This window comes from Paenibacillus sp. 1_12 (assembly GCF_900114475.1).
GTDB lineage: Bacteria > Bacillota > Bacilli > Paenibacillales > NBRC-103111 > Paenibacillus_S.
The window spans coordinates 808,559-826,714 of sequence record NZ_FOTE01000001.1 but is presented as its reverse complement, the minus strand read 5'-3'; the positions used below and the strand labels follow the sequence as shown (position 1 = coordinate 826,714).

The 18,156-nt window shown below is 45.1% G+C and carries 13 protein-coding genes and 1 pseudogene; 10 read left to right on the top strand and 4 right to left on the bottom strand.

Annotation, left to right across the window (positions count from 1 at the left end; translation table 11 throughout):
- Window positions 1-7 precede the first annotated feature (7 nt).
- The 4 genes from BM210_RS03625 to BM210_RS03610 all read left to right on the top strand — a co-directional run bounded on the left by BM210_RS03625 (window position 8) and on the right by BM210_RS03610 (window position 5,023).
- Complete coding sequence (locus tag BM210_RS03625; RefSeq protein ID WP_091164443.1) at window positions 8-2,083, top strand: alpha-glucuronidase family glycosyl hydrolase; 2,076 nt, start codon at window positions 8-10, stop codon at window positions 2,081-2,083.
- A gap of 164 nt (window positions 2,084-2,247) precedes the next feature.
- On the top strand, window positions 2,248-2,934 hold the full coding sequence (locus tag BM210_RS03620) for a GntR family transcriptional regulator (RefSeq protein ID WP_091164441.1): 687 nt from the start codon (window positions 2,248-2,250) through the stop codon (window positions 2,932-2,934).
- Between the two features lie 167 nt (window positions 2,935-3,101).
- Entirely contained in the window at window positions 3,102-4,178 is a 1,077-nt protein-coding gene (gene uxuA / locus BM210_RS03615; protein ID WP_091164438.1) for a mannonate dehydratase, read from the top strand.
- Complete coding sequence (locus BM210_RS03610) at window positions 4,175-5,023, top strand: SDR family oxidoreductase (RefSeq protein WP_091164437.1); 849 nt, start codon at window positions 4,175-4,177, stop codon at window positions 5,021-5,023. The genes uxuA and BM210_RS03610 overlap by 4 nt, the downstream gene beginning before the upstream one ends.
- Before the next feature lie 95 nt (window positions 5,024-5,118).
- On the opposite strand, the gene BM210_RS03605 is transcribed toward BM210_RS03610, so the two are convergent.
- The gene (locus tag BM210_RS03605; RefSeq protein WP_091164435.1) at window positions 5,119-9,048 is read right to left on the bottom strand and encodes an S-layer homology domain-containing protein; all 3,930 of its coding nucleotides are present in this window, start codon (window positions 9,046-9,048) and stop codon (window positions 5,119-5,121) included.
- A gap of 528 nt (window positions 9,049-9,576) precedes the next feature.
- Between BM210_RS03605 and yqeK the strand changes: the two are divergent.
- The 3 genes and pseudogenes from yqeK to BM210_RS03590 all read left to right on the top strand — a co-directional run bounded on the left by yqeK (window position 9,577) and on the right by BM210_RS03590 (window position 11,950).
- Window positions 9,577-10,197: pseudogene (gene yqeK, locus BM210_RS03600) on the top strand (bis(5'-nucleosyl)-tetraphosphatase (symmetrical) YqeK).
- Between the two features lie 88 nt (window positions 10,198-10,285).
- Window positions 10,286-10,825 (top strand): hypothetical protein, encoded by a 540-nt coding sequence (locus BM210_RS03595; RefSeq protein WP_091164432.1) that lies wholly within the window; start codon window positions 10,286-10,288, stop codon window positions 10,823-10,825.
- A gap of 144 nt (window positions 10,826-10,969) precedes the next feature.
- Window positions 10,970-11,950, top strand: a complete 981-nt coding sequence (locus tag BM210_RS03590) for an aldo/keto reductase (protein ID WP_091164430.1) — start codon at window positions 10,970-10,972, stop codon at window positions 11,948-11,950.
- 112 nt (window positions 11,951-12,062) lie between these two features.
- Here BM210_RS03590 and BM210_RS03585 read toward each other — a convergent pair whose 3' ends face one another.
- A complete protein-coding gene (locus BM210_RS03585) occupies window positions 12,063-13,073 on the bottom strand; it encodes a DMT family transporter (RefSeq protein WP_256223222.1) in 1,011 nt (336 codons plus the stop codon).
- 136 nt (window positions 13,074-13,209) lie between these two features.
- Between BM210_RS03585 and BM210_RS03580 the strand changes: the two genes are divergently transcribed.
- Window positions 13,210-15,159, top strand: a complete 1,950-nt coding sequence (locus BM210_RS03580; RefSeq protein ID WP_091164428.1) for an ABC transporter substrate-binding protein — start codon at window positions 13,210-13,212, stop codon at window positions 15,157-15,159.
- A 154-nt stretch (window positions 15,160-15,313) separates the two neighbouring features.
- Here the strand turns inward: BM210_RS03580 and BM210_RS35550 are convergent, their stop codons facing one another.
- Both BM210_RS35550 and BM210_RS03575 read right to left on the bottom strand, forming a co-directional pair.
- Window positions 15,314-15,547 carry a hypothetical protein gene (locus BM210_RS35550; RefSeq protein ID WP_256223221.1) on the bottom strand — a complete coding sequence of 78 codons (234 nt, stop codon included), beginning with the start codon at window positions 15,545-15,547 and terminating at the stop codon, window positions 15,314-15,316.
- Window positions 15,547-16,041 carry a class I SAM-dependent methyltransferase gene (locus tag BM210_RS03575; RefSeq protein ID WP_256223220.1) on the bottom strand — a complete coding sequence of 165 codons (495 nt, stop codon included), beginning with the start codon at window positions 16,039-16,041 and terminating at the stop codon, window positions 15,547-15,549. The genes BM210_RS35550 and BM210_RS03575 overlap by 1 nt, the downstream gene beginning before the upstream one ends.
- 330 nt (window positions 16,042-16,371) lie before the next feature.
- On the opposite strand from BM210_RS03575, the gene BM210_RS03570 reads away from it, so the two are divergent.
- Window positions 16,372-17,070: a FadR/GntR family transcriptional regulator gene (locus BM210_RS03570; RefSeq protein ID WP_091164426.1), complete on the top strand. Its 699-nt coding sequence runs from the start codon at window positions 16,372-16,374 to the stop codon at window positions 17,068-17,070.
- A gap of 56 nt (window positions 17,071-17,126) precedes the next feature.
- Complete coding sequence (gene kdgD / locus BM210_RS03565; protein ID WP_091164423.1) at window positions 17,127-18,050, top strand: 5-dehydro-4-deoxyglucarate dehydratase; 924 nt, start codon at window positions 17,127-17,129, stop codon at window positions 18,048-18,050.
- Window positions 18,051-18,156: the final 106 nt, after the last annotated feature.

Genomic DNA, 18,156 nt, shown 5'->3' with positions numbered 1-18,156 from the left:
AAGCGGGATGGCTTTATTGAAAGAGCACAACGGATATGAATGCTGGCTTCGTCTAGCACCTGTAGAGGATCATATCAAACGGAAGGAGTACCAGTCTTGGTGCTCCAGCCTCGTGACCGCAGCAGATCGATCTGTTGTAATGGAAACCGCGGCAAGAGAGCTGTCGGAAGGCATTACTTCTATTCTTGGAACCACCGTTGCTCGTTCAGCGGAAGCACAGCAATCTTCTGCTATTTACTTGGGAGTACTGGGTCATATGGCGGATATCGATGCTATCCTTGACTTGCAAATCTCGGCCACGCTGCAGGATGAGGGCTACGTCATCCAAACCGTGGATCTTCCTAATCGTAAGGCTATCTTGTTGGCAGGTAAAAGCGACAAGGGTGCACTGTATGCAGTATTTCACTTTTTAAGACTGCTGCAGAGCGGTGAAAGTCTGAATGATCTGTACATTGTTGAAAATCCTAAAAACGGCTTACGGATGATCAACCAGTGGGATAACATGAACGGCAGCATTGAACGTGGATATGCCGGAAAAACGATATTTTACCATAACAATCAAGTCGTTACCGATATGAAGCGTATTCGTGACTATGCCCGACTGCTCGCTTCGATCGGCATCAATGCCATCTCGATCAATAATGTCAACGTTCACGAAGTGGAGTCCAGGCTAATTACCGAAGCATTGCTGCCGGATGTGGCCCGCATTGCGGATGTATTTCGGGCCTATGGCATCCAGATTTTTCTCAGCATCAACTATGCCAGTCCGATCCAGATCGGCGGCTTGTCTACTGCTGATCCACTCGATCCTGGCGTAAAGCAGTGGTGGTCTGATAAAGCAGCCGATATTTATAAGCAGATTCCAGACTTCGGTGGTTTTCTGGTTAAAGCCGACTCTGAATTCCGTCCCGGTCCTTTCACCTATGGCCGCGATCATGTTGATGGTGCCAACGTTCTTGCGGAGGCATTGGAGCCTCACGGAGGTCTCGTCATTTGGCGATGCTTCGTATACAACTGCCTTCAGGATTGGCGTGACAGATCGACCGACAGAGCCAAAGCGGCGCATGATCACTTTAAACCGTTGGATGGAAAATTCCTTGATAATGTGATTTTGCAGGTGAAGAACGGTCCTATGGATTTTCAAGTTCGCGAGCCTGTCTCACCACTGCTCGGGGTGCTGCCGAACACAAACCAAGTGCTGGAGCTGCAAATTACGCAGGAATATACAGGACAGCAAAAGCATGTGTGTTTTTTGGTGCCTCAGTGGAAAGAGGTGCTGGATTTCGACACCCATGCCAAAGGGAGCGGCTCAACGATTGCAGAGATCGCTAGCGGCTCGTTGTTCGGCAGAAAGCTGGGCGGTATCGCAGCGGTATCCAATATCGGTGACGATATGAACTGGACCGGCCATATTCTGGCCCAGGCCAACCTGTACGGCTTCGGTCGTCTGACCTGGAATCCCGCTCTTACCTCTGAGCAAATTGTGAAGGAATGGATTGTTTTAACCTTTGGCAGCGACCCAGCAGTGGTGGAGACGATATCCCGCATCATGCTTGACTCATGGGGTATTTACGAGAATTATACAGCTCCGCTGGGCGTCGGCTGGATGGTGAACCCAAGCCATCATTATGGTCCCAATGTGGATGGATATGAATATTCGAAATGGGGAACGTACCATTTTGCAGATAACCAGGGCATTGGCGTAAATCGGACAGTCCAATCCGGTACAGGCTATACCGCTCAGTATCATCGTCCACAATCCGATCTGTATGAATCGGTGGAAAGCTGCCCGGACGAATTGCTTTTATTTTTCCACCTTGTTCCTTATACGCATAAGCTGAAATCCGGTAAAACGGTCATCCAGCATATATATGACACTCATTTTTTAGGGGTGGAACAAGCGTCACATCTTGTGCAGGCGTGGAGCTCGCTTCAAGACAAAGTAGATACCAATCGTTACGAACAGGTGCTAACACGTTTAACAGGACAAGCTGAGCATGCCAAAGAATGGCGGGATATCATCAACACTTACTTTCTCCGCAAATCGGGTATCCCTGACGAGCATAACCGTACGATTTACTAAAGGGATGGTCAGAATATAATTCTGCTATGTCGTTGACAAGTATTCGTATATAATAATGATGAATACTGAGCAGAAAACCGCATTGCATGGATCATCCGTCACATGGTTCTTTTGCATTCGTATACCATACAGCATGAGCTCGAATGAGCCCGGGAGGTTTTTAAATGGCTACTCTATTAACAACTTTAAAAGATAAGAAGGGGCTCATTCGGGATCATGTGTACGAAAACCTGAAGAAAGATATTATGGAATTAAAGCTGGAGCCTGGACGCTTAATCTCGGAAAAAGAGCTGGTAGAAATGCTACAGGTCAGCCGAACGCCCATTCGCGAGGCGCTTGTTAAATTGTCACAGGATGAATTGATTGAAACCACGCCGCAAAAAGGCTCCGTGATTTCACTGATTGATTTGCAGCATGCGGAGGAAGCCAGATTTCTCAGAGAAACTCTGGAATCCGCGATTGTGCGCGAGGCTTGTGTTAAGCTGACCAGCGAGCAGGTGTTGCATCTCCACAACCTGATTGCGCTGCAGGAGCTGTGTGAATCCGAAGAAAATTATGAACGTCTGTTCGAGTTGGACGAGGAGTTTCATCGCTCCATTATTGTAGGCTGCGGAAGGACCCGCACCTGGGGTCTGATTCAGCAGGTTACGACGCATTATAACCGAATTCGTTTTTTGAGATTGGCTACGAATCATGACTGGAAAATCATCCTTTCCCAGCATCGTGGCATTGTTCAAGCGATCAAGGACAAAAATCCTGATGCAGCGGAACAGGTCTTACGAGATCATTTGGAGCGGGTTGTCATTGAAAAAGAGGAATTAAAACAGAAGTATCCCGGATACTTTAAATAGCATCATTAAGCTGTAAAAAGACCGGCGAATAATCGGTGTATAAGTCCTGCTGGACTCGTTTTTCAGCGGACTTATCTTTTTTAAAGAAAACGTATTCAAAACTATATTTAATCTAGTATACTAGTCATATCAGTAAGATTAGCTGTTAAAAGTTTGGAGGAATCAGGATGAGAATGGTATTTAGATGGTATGGAGAAGGCAATGATACCGTAACCCTGCCGCAAATCAAGCAAATTCCCGGAGTTGAAGGCATTGTATGGGCGCTTCATCATCTGCCCGCAGGCGAAGAATGGCCAATGGAGGACATCTTGGCGTACAAAAAACTGGCTGATCCTTACGGCTTCCATCTGGAGGTAGTTGAAAGCGTTAATGTCCATGAGGATATTAAGCTGGGATTGCCGACAAGGGACCGTTACATTGAGAATTACAAACGTACGATTGAGAAGCTGGCGAAGGTAGGCGTGAAGGTGATCTGCTATAACTTCATGCCTGTATTCGATTGGATTCGCACCGATCTGTTCAAAGAGCTGGAGGACGGCTCCACTGCGTTATTTTATGAAAAAGCGATGGTTGATGCTATGGACCCCATGGATTTGGTGCAGAAAATCAACGAGAATCCTGACTTTACGATGCCAGGCTGGGAGCCATCCCGATTGCTTCACTTGTCCTCGGTATTCGAGTCGTATAAGAACGTAACCGAAGAAGACCTGTGGAATAACCTGCAATATTTTCTGGAGCAAATTATTCCTGTGGCGGAAGCCAACGACATCAAGATGGCGATTCACCCGGATGATCCGCCGTGGTCGATTTTTGGCTTGCCGAGAATTATGACGGGTCCGGACAGCATCCGCAAGCTTTTGAAGCTCGTCGATAATCCGTATAACGGTGTGACGCTGTGCAGCGGTTCTCTTGGCGTGAACCCGAACCATAATGTTGCTGAGATGGTCAGAGAGTTTGCCGATCGGATTCCTTTTGCTCATATTCGTAATGTACGGCTCTATGAGAATGGTGATTTCATCGAAACCTCGCACAGAGCTTCTGACGGAACCGTAGATATTTGCGATATCGTGAAGGCTTACCATGAGAAAGGCTTCACAGGTTACGCGCGACCGGATCATGGTCGACACATTTGGGATGAGAAATGCAGGGCAGGTTATGGTCTGTACGATCGTGCACTCGGCATTATGTACCTATGGGGGATTTGGGATTCATTGGAGAGAACGAAACGGGGGGCAAGGGTATGATCACTATTAATGAGAATTTAAAAGGAAAAGTTGCTGTTATCACCGGAGGAAGCGGAGTGCTGTGCTCGGCGATGGCCAAAGAGCTTGGACGTCAAGGCGTCAAGGTGGCTGTCCTCAATCGTACGGTGGACAAAGGCGAGCTTGTTGCTGCTGCAATCCGTGAAGCTGGAGGCACAGCTATTGCGGTCGCTTGTAATGTGGTCGATATCGAAAGTGTAAAAGCAGCAGAGAAGCAGGTCACCGAACAGCTCGGCATCTGCGATATTCTGATTAATGGCGCAGGAGGCAATCATCCAAAGGGCATCACAACCAATGAAACATTGAGGATTGAGGATCTTGACAACAAAGAGCTGAAGACGTTTTTCGACTTGAGCCAGGAAGGCATTGAATATGTATTCAATTTGAATTTTCTGGGGACGATTTTGCCGACACAAATATTTTCGAAAAATATGATAAATCGACCTGGCGCGGTGGTGATCAACATGTCCTCCATGAGTGCACCAAGCCCGATGACCAAGGTACCTGTATACAGCGCAGCGAAGGCCGCTATCGAAAACTTTACCCAATGGCTGGCTGTACATATGGCTGATTCCGGAATTCGAGTTAACGCGATTGCACCGGGCTTTTTCCTGACTGAGCAAAATAAGAAGCTGCTGACGAACGAAGACGGCTCGTTAACGGAAAGATCGCACAAAATCATCACACATACGCCTATGAGACGATTCGGTACTCCTGACGATCTGCTGGGCACTCTGCTCTGGCTGGCAGATTCTAATCTGTCCGGCTTTGTGACCGGTATTACGGTGCCGGTGGATGGCGGATTTATGGCTTATTCGGGCGTGTAATCAAGGGTTGAGTGAAGATGTGGCACATAAGTATAAAGAAAAGCAGGCGAATCATTTTCGCCTGCTTTTGCTTGTACAACTGCGCCTATGGGGGATTAATTCATGAACTCTAGGAATTTCAGCAAACGGCTGAGCATAACCACGGCTTCAGCGCGGATTGCTTGACCGCTTGGCGCAAACGTTTTGTCCGTCGTGCCATTGACAATTCCTGCGTTAACTGCAGTAGCTACTGCATCTTTAGCCCATACGGCGATGTTGGAATTGTCCTCGAATGCTGCTAGTTTCTTTCCATCCGAGTCACCTTTCTTACCAGTAAATTCGATTGCACGAGAAATCATTACAGCCATTTGTTCACGTGTGACTGTAGCACTCGGTTGGAAGGTACCATTTTCGAACCCATCTATGAGGCCGGCTTTCGATGCGGCACCTACTGCGCCTGCAAACCAATCGTTGGCTGTTACATCAGGGAATTTCGTTGTTGCTTCTTCCGTAAGACCTGCTGCACGAACAAGCAAGGCTGCAAATTCGGCACGGGTAATTTGGTTTTGCGGTGCAAATGCCGTGTCGCTCGAACCCTTCACAAGCAGCTTAGATGCAAGCAGCTCGACATCAGCTTTCGCCCAGTGGCCTTTCAAGTCTGCGAATGTTTTGTCCGCCGTTATCACGGTATAAATACTGTTGCCCGGACGTTTGATCGTAACTGTCGTGCTGTTACCGTTCTTTGTGAAAAGGGTCGGAACGAACGACATGGTACCATTGGTCGGGTCGTATAGGACGCCCGATGTTTTGTTCGTGTCTACGGAGCCAGATACATCGAACGATCTGGATACATATATTTTGCCGAAGTCAGTGACGTTCAGCGACTTACCGTTCGCTTCAACTGTTATGCTGAAGTCGAAAGCTCCTGTTAACGTGGTAAGTGCTTCTTTTTTCGCATTCGCTTCGATCGCGGTTGCCGTTTCGCCGCTTACTTTTTCAATGATGATATTTACTGTTACATCTTTCACATCCACACCAAGTGATTTGGCAAGTGCACTTACGTCAAGCGCTTTCACTTTCAAGTCGTAAGTGACTCCGTTAGCTTTGATGGACAGATAGGCGTTAGGTACTTTCGATCCAGCTTCGGAGAATGAAGCGGCTGGAACTTGCACGATTGACACTTGTTCAGTACCTTTCACTTCGATGCTGATTTTGGGTTCGTTTGCAGATAAAGACTCAATAGCCTTGCTTAATTTGACTGCATCCATGATCACTTTATCCGCAGCTTTGCTGCCTACGGTTGTTTTTTGTGGATCGGAGCCCGACTGACTACCAGTGTTGGTTGTACCACCGCCTGTCGATGTTGAAGAAGACCCAGACGATGGTGAATTATCGAGTACTAGCGTTCGCCCACTTACGACTGCCGAACTTGCGCTTTCGCCAAGGTAATTAGCAGCAGACACCTTGTAATAGTAGTATACGAAGTCCATCAAACTGCTATCCGTATACCCAGGCGTTGTTGTCGTTTTTACATTGGTGAAGTTTATATTGTCGGTGCTGCGGTAAACGTTATAGTAGGTTGCTCCCATTACACTGTCCCAAGTAAGTGGAATTTGTTTATATCCCGTACTTACTGTCAATCCCGTTGGAGTAGAAGGAACAGTAACTAGAGCCCCGACATAACTACCATTCGTACCTGCCGTTCTCAGTGCACTGTTAGTGGCAACTTTCAGGAAATCGCTCTTAATAAAACCGTTTGCGTCTCTTTCAAACTTATCAGGAATGATTAGGCTTACAAAATCAGCCGCAGTGACAACACGGTTATTGCTGTTCACTGTTTTTTGTCCGTCAAAAAAGAAGTCGGTTGCATCCACTTTTCCGGAAATAAAATCTTTATAAGTACTCACCGTCACTGTTCCAGAATTGGAATCTTTATAAGTACTCTCCGTCACTGTTCTAAAGGAAAGGTTGTTTTTAAATATTCCCATGTCCTCAGCTTTGAAATACGGATTTAGTCTAAAGATAAAGTTAAATCTTTTATTGTTAAACGATGTATTGTTCTCGATAACAAATTTACCTGGATTGAAGTTATCCGTAAATCCATCCATGTTATTATCAAATGCAATATTGTTTTTGACGATATGCGGAACAGGCAAGCCTTCACCGCCAATTTTAAATCCGTTACCCGCGTTCCCGTCTTTGTTATAGCCGTTGCTTAGCTTGCCATTGGAGTAGGCTATATTTCCTTCCAATGTAATCGGCATATTAGGGCCTTCATTGGTTCTGTTATATAAATCCCAGCCGTCATCAATGTTGTGATGCGCGATATTTCCTCTAAAAACATTTCCAACGCCAACACCTAGTTTAGCTGCAAAACCATCCGCATTTTCATCACTAATATCCCGATTATCATGTGATTCACTATTTAAGATGAGATTGTTTTTTGGCCAAAAATCCGGGTCCGTACCGCTGCCACTAATTTGAAGACCCGTATCTCCGTTAAAGTTGAACAGCATTTGCTCCACAATATTATTATCTCCGCTTACTCTCATCCCACCAGAGGTCGCTTTTGTAATTTGAATTCCATTTATACGCCAATAGTCGCCGTTTAGCTGAAGTACGTTACTGAGTTTCCCCTGTCCGTCGATCAGCACCTTTTCACCATTATAGGCAGTTAATGTTTTTATTTTATCCTTAACTCCACTGTATTCTTTTCCAATATTTATCGTCGCTGATGGGGTGTACGTTCCTCCACGCATAAAGATGGTTTCACCTGGAAGTACATATCGGATCGCTGTTGCCAAATCCATCGGATCGTTGATGGTTCCGGTTGCTGTAGTAGTACCTGTAGGTGAAACATATAGCCCTGCACCCATATTGTAAATTTTCTTGGTGACTGTAATTGTTTTGGTGATCGGAGCGTTTGAGGGAGCTCCTGTTGGTGTGTACGTTACACTGAAACCGGTTGTTTCTTTATCCAATGAAGTATTGAATACATAGGGTTCATTTTTTTTCACTGCTGCGTCGGTTACAACTGCAGCTCCATCTTTAGTAACGGTGAGGGTTCCGTTGAAATTAGCCAATGTCTTGAGATCATATGAAGAAGATCCGGATTGGGGCGCCGACACGATATTCATGGAAGCATTGACGGCAGCGGGCGGAGTTACCGGAGTTGGAACCGTATTTGCTGCACTTAAGGTCAGGCTTGCGTTTTCAACGATCATTTTGGCATTTCTAGCAACATAGAAGCCTACATACATATTATCAGGATCTATCACCTGAACCAGGTCAGATCCCGATACTTCTTTTTTAAATTCTACTGGTGGAGTCACATGTGTAAATGTAGTAGTCATAATAAATTTGTCATTTGTTCTTTCAAGCTTAAGTCTTACCGGCTTCCCGATAGTTGAAGCTCCAACTGGCACATCATAGGCGGTGTTTGTATTAAAAGCTGTTATTGTTGCATTACCCCCCAGATTCCCCCAAGGATATTGAACTCCTGTTCTTACAAGTGAACTAATTCTAACCTTGCTCTTTTCAGCGCTCGATACACGCATCGCACCGACAGCGGCAAAGTTAGATGCAGCAGGAACCTCTTCGTAGCCTACAATCATAGGATCCTGACGTGGTCCTCCATTAATATCCCTAACCATAAGGCCTGCACTTTCCTGGCCATTGGGTCCAGAGCTCGTTTCAGGCCCAAACTGTTCGATCGTAACATCTGCTTGAAGCACAAAGTTATGTATTTTTGGATTCAATGTCGTGTAGTAGAATGTCATTCCGTCGTGCCCTGGAGCGATTTTTCCACCACGACTTTCCAAGACGATTGTGCCATTGATTGTGCCCGGTTGTTGCGGAGTGGCATAGTTAGTTCCCTCCTTACCCGGTAACACGTTAGGCGCAAAGGAAAGATCTGTAGACTGTCCGAATACAATCGACTTCCATGTCAAGTTATCCGCTTGTTCAGCAGAGGCAGTGATCGGAACTATTGCAAATAATACAACTAAAGACATCAGTAATGCCAACAACCGTTTTGGTTGTCTCATGTTGCATTTCTCCTTTCAAAATTAGAGGGCATTTTGCAATTTCGTACTTATATCGGTTGGAGCCTAATCCTCCTTCCCAACTATGTATTCGCTTACAAAACTATGAATAATTATAGTTTCCGAAAAGGATATCTCTGGAAACTTCACTTGTAGTATATATCCCACCAGAATAATACTCAATAGATTATTTTTAACATCAGTCATAAATTGGCCTGGTTTTTATCGTTATTTGGGTACACCACATCTCCAAGCGTGAGATACTTATCGTTCTTCATCCAATCCCTGCGGTATGATGCTATAAAACTTGACGATGATTAGGTAGGGGGGATACCATGGAATTGGAAATCACCTTTACATATTTTTAATCATTTTACTTATTATTGGGAGATATAATGATATATTCAAGAAATAGAAGAAATATAGCATTTATAGAAGATCACCAATTACAGTGCTATGCAAAATAGTAGAAGCTCAGGATGAACCTGTTCTCCCGTTAATACAAATTATAATGATCGAGGTGGTGCTGTCATGCATTCAATTTTTAGAAACCTTACCCAAAATATCGAATTTACAGGTGATCTCAAGCAGGATATTCAATTGTTTCTATCGACCCATAACTGCACCAAAACAGCAGAACATTGCATGGATGTAGGTGCAGAAGCTCGGAGGTTAGCTTTGATTTATGAAGCGGATCCCGATGCAGCCGAAATTGCCGGATGGTTACACGATATTAGTATAGTCTTTCCAAACAATCAGCGAATCGCTGTGTCGAGAGAGTTGCAGATTGAAATTTTACCTGAAGAAGAGATTTTTCCAATGATTATTCATCAGAAGCTTTCTAAAGTTATGGCAAGAGATATCTTTAAGATTACAGATACAGAGATATTGGATGCGGTGGGCTGTCATACTACTTTAAGAGCTCATTCTACGTTACTTGATCAAGTAGTATTCGTTGCAGACAAGATAGCTTGGGATCAACCAGGCGAACCACCCTATATTCAAGAGCTTAACAGAAGCTTGACTATTTCATTAACTCACGGGGCTTTTTCATATATTGATTTTTAATGGCAGCGCAAGGACACACTTAAGGTCGTACATCCATGGTTGAAAGAAGCTTACGAGGAAATAAAGCATGTTGTGAATATTTGACGAGTATTCGTAGAAGACATTCACCTCTGTGAATACCGTGCTCCCATAAGACCTAATTGGATTATTCAAACCCTAAGGGGCGATTCGAATGAAGAATTATTATCTGTACCATTATTACGAGTCAGAGCTCGGTCCCTTCAAGAATTTATCTGAACAACCCCCGGAAGAAGCCAATGAAATAATGACTAAGCTCAAACAAGAAGGTTTGGTGTTTGCTAGTAAACGTTCCGATGATTATATGTTAATTCGTCGGGACTTGGAAGAGAAGGCAAAAATGATGTTCGTCCATAAAGGCGGAAAACCGACAAAAAATTTCCCTCATTATATGACATTAGGCCCGTGCACCTGGATTAAACAGTGGTATAAAGAAGGTAAAGAATTGCAAATAAATTTGAATGATTTTGAACCGGATATAATTAGCTTTACATATGGAGATTTATTCCCCACTATGCGATATAAAGATGGAAAACCATACAGGGAAAAGCTTTATCGAATAGAAGAAATGGCTGAAATTATTGAACAATATGGAATGCCTCAGGAATGGAATCGAGATGGGAGTAAGGGACCGGAACGATATATAGAAGTACAGGTCTGGGATGATAAAGTGATTAATAAATACTTGAAATGATCCGAAAAATTGAAAGACGAGAAGAAGGGATTGCAGTTATGAGAAGAGCAGGGATCTTAGCTGATCTACCGCCAACACAACCGTTTGATGTATAATGGTATTAATGGAAACGATCCAAATTGAAATCTTTAGGAGGACAATCAGATGAAATATCGTAAACTAGGCAATAGTGGATTAAAGGTTTCACTACTCGGACTGGGGACCAATGCTTTTGGAGGCAGAGCCGATCAGGAGGAGTCGCTTCGGATTATTGGACAGGCGATAGACAAGGGCATTAATTTCATCGATACCGCTAATATATATACCAAATCCGAGTCTGAGCGTATTATCGGCTTGGCATTGGAAGGTAAGAGACATGAGGTTGTATTGGCAACGAAGGCAGGACTCGTCCGTGGTAGCGGCCCTAATGAACGGGGATCCTCGAGGTTTCATCTTCAGCAGGAGCTCGAAGACAGTTTACGTCGGCTGAAGACGGATTATGTGGACCTGTATCAAATACATACGTTTGATCCTGAGACACCACTTGAGGAAACGCTCAGAACGCTGGAGGACATGGTTCGTTCAGGCAAGGTACGTTACATTGGTGCATCCAATTACGCCGCATGGGAGCTGATGAAAGCATTGGGGATCAGCGAGCGGCAGGGCTGGAACCGTTTTGTCTCCCATCAAATTTGTTACTCGCTTGCTGACCGGACCCCTGAACAAGAGCTTGTTCCAATTTCTCTGGATCAAGGTGTGGGCATTATTCCGTATTTCCCGCTGGCCGGTGGTATTCTCACAGGGAAATATACATCGATAGGTTCCGCTCCTGAAGGCTCACGGGCCGATAAAGATCCGAACTTTGGCAAATTCCTAAATAATGAACGCTTGCAGCTGAGTCAAAGCGTTAGTGAAATGGCTGCCAAGTGGGACTGCACGCCAGGCAATCTGTCGTTATCTTGGTTGATGCACAACCCTGTCGTTTCAACCGTTATTGTTGGAGCTACAGGCGCTGAGCAGCTGGAGGAAAATTTCAAAAGCTTATCCATTGAGCTGGATGCAGATCAATTAACTGAGCTTGATCGTATTAGCGAATTTTCCCGTTATGGCAAGCCATTTGCGCATTTTCGGCTGCCACAGTCCTAACAGGGATGGGTTTGGTTGAAGTCCGGTGAAGAACGAGCGGAGTATTCAAAATGATCATGGAGATGCGTAAACTCTCGCCTTTGGATCTTATTCACCGGACTTTTAGCTTGGATTATGGTTTCCGCTTCTGTAACAACGGCGCAAGCTGTACAGAAAGAATAGCCGTTCCGGCGATAATCAACGATCCTGCTTGTACATAGGTCAAGCTGCGTCCTAGTAATATAATATCCATCAGGGCAACTTCCAGCAGCATCAAATTATTGATTAGGCTGCTTTCATAGGCACGCAGCTGCTTCTGCGACCAAGCCCAAAGCGTAAATGCCAGTGCACCATTGATGGGGCCCAGCCAGAGCAGGATGAGGATCAGCTTCACAGAATAAGGCGGAATCCCCTCTAGCATGAATCCAGTTAACAGCATACCTACGGCCCCGATCAGCATTGGTGTAAGAACGAGTGCAGAAGGGGCTGTTTGTTTGCGGGTAAGCAAATAACGGGAATAGGTCAAATGCACAGCATAGCCAATGCAGGACAGCAGGATCAAGCCAATGCCAATCAGACTGCTTTGGGCAAAATGCCAAGGATAATAGTAAATGACGATGCCAGCCATAGCTGCGAGAACAGCGAGGAATGTGGTGCGGCTCTTTAATTCGCGCAGCCAAATGGCATCAATAACTAATAGAAACAGCGTATTTCCCACCGACAGAAACATGTTGGATTGGGTAGGTGTCAAATAATATTGGCCTGCATATTGAAGTCCTTGAGCTAGAATAAAGCCGGTAAGTCCAAGAAACATATAGTGCTTCCAGGTCAGCTTCCATTTTGCTTGTGTTACTTCTGAAGTCATAATAGGTACTGAATTTGCCCCCTTATAGACCTTTCGCTCACGAAATCGTAATACGATCCACAAGGTCAACGCCGCTGCGCTGTAACGCATACCTGCAAGTGTAAAGGGACCGACCCCCTCCGCAAACGCATATTGATTCAAAATGTAAGAGGAGGACCACAATAACGTTACGAAGACAGCCGCTGCAATAGCAAGAGCGCGAATCATCGAAAGTCCCCCGCTCGGCGACAGCCACACTGGCAATTCCTTTTTATTATTTACTCTTTTTTCTGCATCCATAGTGGGTTGAGCTTCCCTTCTTTCACAAGGCTGTTTGGTAAATCCATAGTAGTCTTGTCAAAAGGGGATAAAAAGAGTAGACTTTCTTTTAATAATTTTCCCCTTTTTAAATAACCTCTTTTATAAGGAGTCTTGTATGCAAATTGCTTATCACTACTTGAGGTTAAGAGAGTTTTTTGCCCATGCTGTTAAAGAACCTATCGAGGTTTCATTGGAGCAGCTTGCGGAAGTATTATGCTGTACCCCGCGCAATGTGAAGCTAATTTTAAAGCAATGCCTGGAACTTGGCTGGATCGAATGGCAGCCTGGGCGCGGCAGAGGAAACCGCTCCAAGCTTACATTTAACATCGAATCGAACAACATAATGCTTGCATCGGTACAGACGAAAATAGAAAAAGGCCAGTACTCGCAAGCAATGGATCTAATGCGTAAGTACGATCCAGATGCGCCTATTCAACAACAAATCACCGAATCGATCTATAAGCAATTTGGCATCCAGTCTACGCCACCCACGAAGGGTAAAGCTGGCATTGATTTGCTGCGACTCCCTTTTTACCGGGAAATGCCCATGCTGGATCCAATCAACGCCACGCGCAGGACAGAGCTGCATATGGCGGCTCAGCTTTTTGACACGCTTGTAGAATGGGATGGCTTGAATCAAGCTTTTGTACCCCGACTTGCTTTGCATTGGGAGCGGAGTAGCGATGGTACGGTATGGATGTTTTATTTGCGTAAAGGTGTTCATTTTCATAATAAAAGAGAGCTTACGTCGGCAGATGTCCATCATACGCTTATGCGCCTTTGTCAGCGGGATCTTGCTAATCGAAACCGGGATGGGGAGAGGCTTCACTGTGAATGGGATTTACTTCGTATTCGCAACATAGAGGCTGTACACCCGTATGCGCTGCAAATCCAAATGGATGCACCCAACTCCTTGCTCTTGCATTATTTGGCAACACCTAAGGCATCGATTATTTCTTGTCAGGCTCATGAAGGTAGGGAGCGGTACCCGGTAGGCACCGGTCCTTTTAAGCTGGTACGTAACGATGCGGAGATGGTTGTACTGGAAGTGTTCGAGGACTACTATCGGGAGAGGGCGCAGCTGGATAAGGTTGAAATATGGATATTGAAGGAGCTGCTCACACAAAATATGCCGGCTGGCGGTTTAGGCGGACAACCGATCCTCTACACACATCCGTTCCAAATTCACACCCATGCTCCAACAGGGGCTCCAATCATGGAGCAGACGGAAGGGGGCTGTGCGTTCCTGATTATGAACAGCCGTAAGCAAGGTTCTCTGCGGAATCCGGCTCTGCGGAACAGGCTGCGCAAGCTCCTGCAGCCTGAACGGTGTGTGGCAGAGCTTGGGGGTAACCGGAGCGGAGCTGCTCACAGCTTTTTCCCGGATTGGAGTGCAGCTATTACGGCTGAAAAAGAGGTAGAAACAGAGATGAATACAGCGTTCAATATAGCGACTGAGATAGGGACTTTTTCTGATACAGATATGGATGCGGAGATAAAGTCATGGATTGAGACTAGACAGGAAGAGTTAGAATGCAGTGAGTTGATTTCCATGCAAACCAATGGTTACCAAGAGTCGCTTCAGCTGTACACGCACTCTATTTTGAACAATTCGCTTGAACAGACTGCTCATTGGATTCATCAGCAATGTGCATCCGCAGGTATACCTATACACATCCATGTGCTCCCTTATAAACAATTCAGTCAACCTGGCGCAGTAGATGACGCGGATATTCTGCTGCTTAATGCGATTACAACGGATAATCGGGAGTGGTCGCTGCTGCATGTGCTGCTCAATGAAAGCTACGGGATTCATAATTTCGTTGACCCGTTATTGGCCATCGAGCTTGAACATAGGTATACGGCAATCGCTCAGGAAACAGATGCAGCTGCCCGTCGAGGTCTTTTACAAGAAGCTGAGGGTTTGCTGCTGCGACATGATGCACTGCATTTTCTTTACCATTTGCGCCATGCTTCTTTTTACCAGCCTAAACTGCTTGGAACCGAAAAAATCAACCCGTACGGCTGGGTTGATTTTCGTGAACTGTCGCTGCGGCCTGAGTAGCTTTCAAAGGCTTTCGCATGTTGACGATAAGGGGGTTATTATCCGCTTACCCTATTAATCGATGTACATTAAAAGCAAGTTCCTTTTTTATTAAGGCGGCTGCTCTACTTAGATGACCCGACAGTTTCCATGATTTCTTATCGGTGGTTTCAGTTTATTCCTTCTGTGCTTTCACAATTAAAAAATGTGGTTGGGTCGAAAGTCGTTCGAACCATCGCGCATACCAATCCATGGACTCGGATTTGTCTTTGTAAGCTGGATCGGGTTGCGGCTCGACGACTCGGTCAATTGTAAATTGCGCTGCGGTCACGTTAAGAATTTCTTGTAGTGGCCTCCTATAAAAAGTGACCTCCACTGGACCGGACTCCTTCTTGTTCCATATTTCCATCAGCAGCTCATGGGCAAAATAATCGGTTCTTTCAAAATGTTTAAAGTCCATAAAGGGTGATGTACGGAGAAAATCAGCTGTCCGCCTGGTTTCAAGATACGATGGAATTCACGAAAGGTGGGCACCCAATCATCTATGTAGTGAAGGGTTAATGAACTTAAAATAAGGTTGAATGTCTCGTTGTTAAACGGAAGAGTTTCAGTTAAATCACAAGTGAATACTGCTGCATCATTGCCGACTCGCCTTTTACAAGCTTCTACCATTGCAGGACTTAGATCAACTGACGTAACCTGAGAGCCAAGTTTAATAAACTGCTCTGTATACCATCCAGCGGCACAACCAGCATCCAGGACTGTAAGTTTATGCATAACGCTTGGCATAAGTTTCATCATGGCGGGTCGTTCGTAATAAGCGTTATGCCCACTTTGAGTATCCACATGTATTTCGTAATCTTTAGCAAGTTTGTCGTAAGCTTCGAGAACCTTCTCCTTCATATCCTCACACCCTCCATCTAAAATGCACAATGATACGCTTAAACGGACTCTCATAAACCATGCTCAGACCTACATTCATACCAGCAGGCTCATTTATTTATTTTTAGTAGAAATACTTATTCGACAAATCCTAAATTTTTCCTTTTAGATGTCCAGTGAATAAGTCCCGATGTGCGGCCAAATACAAAATATATAGGGCATAACTTCCTGTTTGGCTGATTGGGTCATGCAGATGACCAGAACTCCAAATTTATAATTGACGCACAATTTAATTTGTCTTACAATATGACTAATTAATAAATACAAGTATGATTCAAAGGGGGGATAGGGATGGGAACCGGTCCAAAGGAAGTAACAATGAAATCGATTAAACGGGAAACGATGTCCAAGCAGGTTGTTGATCAAATTATTGAGCTGCTGACAAGCGGACAGCTTCATCCGGGAGATAAATTGCCGACGGAGGCAGAGCTTACGGATAAGCTGTTTGTGAGCAGACCGGTTCTCCGTGAAGCGTTAAGCTCATTGGAGACGATGGGGATGATCCAGAGAAAGACGCGTGAAGGCACTTTTTTTTCCAATAAGATTGGCAGTAAGCCGTTTTCGATTATGCTGGCTTTGTCAGCGGGAGATATTCCTGCTGTGATGGATGCGAGAATGTCGTTGGAGTTAGGCTTGGTCACGATGGCTGCTGAGAAAATTACCGATAGTCAGCTGGAACAATTGGCTGAAGTTTTACGTGCTACCTCACTAAGCAAACAGGGCTATGTGGGGCTCGACAAAGAATTTCACCGCACGATAGCGTACAGCGCCAACAATCCGATTCTCGAAGGCAGTATCGACCCACTCCTGAACATGTTTGATGAAATAGAGAAGCAAATTCCTATGATGGATCGCGATCATACGGCTACGATGCGGGAGCATCAAGCGATATTTGAGGCGCTTCAGCAGCATGATCCGCTTGCAGCGCATTCAGCGATGTATCATCATCTCAACCATGTAAGATCGAAAGTGCTGAAAAGTCTGGGATAAACCCATGTGAACCGCTTTAATAAATGAATGAAATTATGAAAGGTGGAGCAATGAGCATGAATCAGGTAAGACATTCACCAACAGGAATTTTGGGATTTCCGGTAGCGCCGATGGATCAACATGGAAAGCTGGACGAGAAGGCTTTGGAAGCGAACATCCAATTTTTGATCAAAGAGGGACTGTCCTCGATATTCATAGCCTGCGGATCGGGCGAATTCCACGCGCTGTCTCATCATGATTACAAGTCTATGGTTGAAGTAGCTGTTGCTGCTGCAAAAGGTAAGGTTCCTGTCTATACCGGAGTTGGCGGCAATATTAGCCATGCATTGGAATTAACCGAGCTATCCGCTAAGCTCGGAGCTGACGGATATTTAATTTTGCCACCGTATTTGATCGAGCCTGAGCAGGAGGGTCTGTATCAATATTTGAATACTATTATCAAAAGCACGGACTTGAATGCCATCGTATACCTGCGTGATAACTGTATATGTTCTTTGGAAACGCTTCAAAGGTTGGTAGAAGCTCCTCAGCTTGTCGGCTTGAAGGACGGTTTGGGCAATATGGATTTGAATATTGAGTTGACACAAACCATTGGTAAGCGCCTGGAGTGGCTGAATGGCATGCCGATGGCGGAGGTCACGATGCCTGCCTATGTGAACTTGGGCTTCAAATCGTATTCTTCTGCGATCTCCAATTATATTCCGCACATCTCGGCGCTGTTCTTCGATGCTTTGCTGAACCGCAATGACGACCTGCTCCATGAGCTGTACCAGCATGTAATTCTGCCGATCAACAAAATTCGCAAGCAAAGAAAAGGCTATGCCGTTGCATTAATAAAAGCGGGAATGGAAATCGTCGGTCATCCGGTAGGTAGGACAGTTCGGGCACCGATCATTCAGGTGGAAAAAGATCATTACGACAAGCTAGCCCAAATTATCCAGATTGCTTTTGAGAAATTTCCTAAGGCTGTGAAATCATAAACCGAAGTTTACTTCTAGAGAAACGAAGTGTTCACCTTGCAGACGGATTGTTACCCCTATGGGGATATGAATACAAACAATCCAGCTGCAACAGCGATGGGAGGAA

Bases quoted from the DNA above. Each gene is read 5' to 3' on its own strand.
- BM210_RS03620 (WP_091164441.1), top strand. From the start codon at position 2,248: ATGGCTACTCTATTAACAACTTTAAAAGATAAGAAGGGGCTCATTCGG.
- BM210_RS03590 (WP_091164430.1), top strand. From the start codon at position 10,970: ATGAAATATCGTAAACTAGGCAATAGTGGATTAAAGGTTTCACTACTC.
- BM210_RS03585 (WP_256223222.1), bottom strand. From the start codon at position 13,073: ATGGATGCAGAAAAAAGAGTAAATAATAAAAAGGAATTGCCAGTGTGG.
- BM210_RS03625 (WP_091164443.1), top strand. From the start codon at position 8: ATGGCTTTATTGAAAGAGCACAACGGATATGAATGCTGGCTTCGTCTA.
- BM210_RS03580 (WP_091164428.1), top strand. From the start codon at position 13,210: ATGCAAATTGCTTATCACTACTTGAGGTTAAGAGAGTTTTTTGCCCAT.
- uxuA (WP_091164438.1), top strand. From the start codon at position 3,102: ATGAGAATGGTATTTAGATGGTATGGAGAAGGCAATGATACCGTAACC.
- BM210_RS35550 (WP_256223221.1), bottom strand. From the start codon at position 15,547: ATGGAAATATGGAACAAGAAGGAGTCCGGTCCAGTGGAGGTCACTTTT.
- BM210_RS03605 (WP_091164435.1), bottom strand. From the start codon at position 9,048: ATGAGACAACCAAAACGGTTGTTGGCATTACTGATGTCTTTAGTTGTA.
- BM210_RS03570 (WP_091164426.1), top strand. From the start codon at position 16,372: ATGGGAACCGGTCCAAAGGAAGTAACAATGAAATCGATTAAACGGGAA.
- kdgD (WP_091164423.1), top strand. From the start codon at position 17,127: ATGAATCAGGTAAGACATTCACCAACAGGAATTTTGGGATTTCCGGTA.
- BM210_RS03610 (WP_091164437.1), top strand. From the start codon at position 4,175: ATGATCACTATTAATGAGAATTTAAAAGGAAAAGTTGCTGTTATCACC.
- BM210_RS03575 (WP_256223220.1), bottom strand. From the start codon at position 16,041: ATGAAGGAGAAGGTTCTCGAAGCTTACGACAAACTTGCTAAAGATTAC.
- BM210_RS03595 (WP_091164432.1), top strand. From the start codon at position 10,286: ATGAAGAATTATTATCTGTACCATTATTACGAGTCAGAGCTCGGTCCC.